Origin of the sequence: Natrinema hispanicum, assembly GCF_900111485.1 — an archaeon.
Lineage (GTDB): Archaea > Halobacteriota > Halobacteria > Halobacteriales > Natrialbaceae > Natrinema > Natrinema hispanicum_A.
The window spans coordinates 1-2709 of record NZ_FOIC01000075.1; the positions used below are offsets into that span (position 1 = coordinate 1).

Consider the following 2709-nt stretch of genomic DNA (forward strand, 5'->3'; position numbering starts at 1 on the left):
GCGATCAAGGTAGACGGCCTTGACTTCGGTGTCAAGACCGTCGAGAACACCGAGGAACTCAGCGAGGACGCTGCTGGCGGTGTCGCCGTCTTGAAGACGGCGCACCGCCAGCGTGAACCGCTTGTTCTTCACACGCGCGTAGAGTGTGGCGTAGGCGTGGAACGAAGTGGTTCCACGCTTCGCTTCTGAGTGGTAGAGAGCGTCTGTGTTGTCTTCGTCACCGTAGTAGGGCCGCAGGTGGAGGTCTGCGCAGACCTCCACCTGCTCGGGGAGCAGTTCGACGACATCCTGCCGAAGGAGTGTGTTAGCGACTCGTTCGAGCCGTTCCGGCTCGAACTTCGTCCGCAGGTGGTAGAGGATCGTGTTCGCCGATGGCGAGTCTTCACTGGAGTTGCAGAGCGTCGAAATCGAGGTCCCGTCGGCGGTTGCGCCGACGAGGACCTCGTAGATGTCCTCTGCATCGATTCCAGCGTTGTTGGCGAGGTTCAGGGAAACTTCCTCGTCAAGTCGGTTGACGAGGAAGTTAAGGAGCTAGTCTTCGTGGATTTCACTGTCTGCTTGCTGCTGGTGCTTGGACACATCTTCAGCAAGCAGACGTTCTAACTAACCGGCTTTGTGAGGTACTGACACTTGCTTGGAGCCGTGGATTCCCCTGTCACACGCTTCATGGCTCCACACTCGTTCCCCTATGACTGTCGAAAACCAGACGCTCGGAAACTGCCCGTTCTGCAACGCTAGAGTCCCGAAACACCAAGCTATCATCGAGTTCGAGACGAACGGCGAGCAACGAGTCTTCGCAGAATGCCCTGAATGCGGTGAAGTCGTCGATCCAGAAAGCGGCGGTTGACGGTCAGATATTGCTGAGAGGAAGACTGACAGTACACGTTAATTACGGCTTCTCTGAACCGTAAAAGGGTCTTTCTCCCAGTGAGCTGTCCTGGAACGGCTACTCGTAGTAGTCTTTGCGTTCAATGACTTCGGCGAAGCCGACGTTCTTACTGACGTCCGTGATTTCGATTCGCACCCGTTCGTTTGGCTCGGTATCAGGCACGATAACAACGTAACCTCGTTCAACGCGAGTGATGCCATCTCCTTGATCACCAAGGCTTTCAATATCTACGGTGCGCTGCTCTCCTTTCTCAACAGGTGGTTCTCGGTTCGTTTGATCGTGATTCTGGGAGTGGTCCTCTGAGTGTTTGGCTGTTGAATCTAGTTGGTCCTCGTTTTGAGTTTGAGCTTCGGGTTTCGGTGACGCCGTCTGAACCACCGCTGCACGATAGGTCTGGTTTGGTTGTAACTGGCCTTTGGCTACCTCACGGGCGGGTACTTCAATGATGTAGCTGTCGTCCGTTTCCTCTAGTTCCGCAGTGAATAGGCATAGTAAGTTATCTGGAACGTCCATCAGAAACTGTCTTGTCTGTAAAACCTGTTCAAGAACATCTTGGTTCTACCGGTGATAGAATGGTATGCGATCGCTCTGGCTTGGTGAAATAATCAAACAATTTTGTTCTCCCAACAGATAGTAGCACGCTTTATTTTCCTAATAATTTGTAGAAAACAACACCTAGTACCTCTGTTTCCCGACGATAATAAGAAGACTGTGGAGTGGTTGGAGATTACGTTCCCGAATGGGAGATACGACTAGGTCGAAAAACATTAGTTTCTCTTACCGTCAAGAAAACGCCCTTACTTTATATGTATGAATTAGACAAGGTTAGGTATGGGAGAAACACCAGACTGTCGGAACGTCGCTGCGTATGTGCGTGTTAGCACAGCCGATCAAGATGCCGAGAAACAACGCGACTCAATCGTGTCGAAGTACGAAGAGGACAACATTACGTGGTTCGTCGATGTCGAGTCAGGTGCATCTCTCGCTCGGGATCAGTACAACGATCTTCGAGATGAACTCGACGAATACGACGTAGTAGTTTCAACAGAGATCGATAGGCTTGGCCGATCATTCAGCGAGCTCGCGTCTTTCGTTGAGGAACTCCGTGATCGAGGGATCGGTCTAGATTTAGTTGAACAGCCAGTTGATACGACAGGGAAAGAAGACTGGATGGGCGATCTAATGCTGAACATCCTCATCACGTTCGCAGATGCAGAGAGGAGGATGATCAAAGACCGCGTTCAGCAAGGCATCGACAAAGCCCGCCGTGACGGAAAGCGCGTCGGTCGTCCGCCGTTCGGCTACGACGTTGAGGACGGGTTCATGTACCAAGTTCCAGACGAGTATGCCCGCGCACAGAACTTCATTAGGGAAGTGAAGAAGGGTCGGTCGAAGCGAGCGACTGCAGAATTCTTCGAAATCCCCGAGAGTGCTATCCAGTCGATCTTGAAGCGTAGTGAGCAGAACTACGAAATCGCGTTCGATAACAACGAGTGGCGGATCGAGCGAGCAAAGGTTGAGGCTGGGGAGAAAGACCTAAAACCGCTAGAAAGGGGAAGTCATGATTTTTGACTGGACTCTGTGGGAATGATCTGGACCTCACCCACACTGTATTCGAAATGAAATCTGTTATAGAACGTCTAGATAATCAACCCTCACACACCGTTTTCGAAATGAAATTAGGCCGTCAAACACAGATTCAGGGCCTCATACACGATACTGCTATTGACATCCTCCTCCGCCTGAAGGCGGAGGAATCCCAAGGTTGGGATATTACGGTTTGCAGTCCACCACCTCTCGTTGCGGTTGGAATCCGCAGG

Annotated in this window: 3 protein-coding genes and 1 pseudogene; 2 read left to right on the plus strand and 2 right to left on the minus strand. The window is 51.7% G+C overall.

Annotation, left to right across the window (positions count from 1 at the left end; all coding sequences use genetic code 11):
- Positions 1 to 579, minus strand: a pseudogene (locus BSG09_RS19915) (ISH3 family transposase); the annotation flags it as partial.
- Positions 580 to 688: 109 nt separating this feature from the next.
- Between BSG09_RS19915 and BSG09_RS21915 the strand changes: the two are divergent.
- Positions 689 to 847 carry a DUF7837 family putative zinc-binding protein gene (locus BSG09_RS21915; RefSeq protein WP_463508994.1) on the plus strand — a complete coding sequence of 53 codons (159 nt, stop codon included), beginning with the start codon at positions 689 to 691 and terminating at the stop codon, positions 845 to 847.
- 99 nt (positions 848 to 946) lie between these two features.
- Here BSG09_RS21915 and BSG09_RS19920 read toward each other — a convergent pair whose 3' ends face one another.
- Positions 947 to 1402, minus strand: coding sequence for a TRAM domain-containing protein (locus BSG09_RS19920; RefSeq protein WP_092936219.1), 456 nt, complete (start codon positions 1400 to 1402; stop codon positions 947 to 949).
- Between the two features lie 318 nt (positions 1403 to 1720).
- Here BSG09_RS19920 and BSG09_RS19925 point away from each other — a divergent pair, with 318 nt between their 5' ends.
- Positions 1721 to 2461 (plus strand): recombinase family protein, encoded by a 741-nt coding sequence (locus tag BSG09_RS19925; RefSeq protein WP_092936221.1) that lies wholly within the window; start codon positions 1721 to 1723, stop codon positions 2459 to 2461.
- The last annotated feature ends 248 nt before the right edge of the window (positions 2462 to 2709 follow it).

What these genes read in the sequence shown, in the direction of transcription:
- BSG09_RS19925 (WP_092936221.1), top strand. Translation starts at nt 1,721, where the DNA reads ATGGGAGAAACACCAGACTGTCGGAACGTCGCTGCGTATGTGCGTGTT.
- BSG09_RS21915 (WP_463508994.1), top strand. Translation starts at nt 689, where the DNA reads ATGACTGTCGAAAACCAGACGCTCGGAAACTGCCCGTTCTGCAACGCT.
- BSG09_RS19920 (WP_092936219.1), bottom strand. Translation starts at nt 1,402, where the DNA reads ATGGACGTTCCAGATAACTTACTATGCCTATTCACTGCGGAACTAGAG.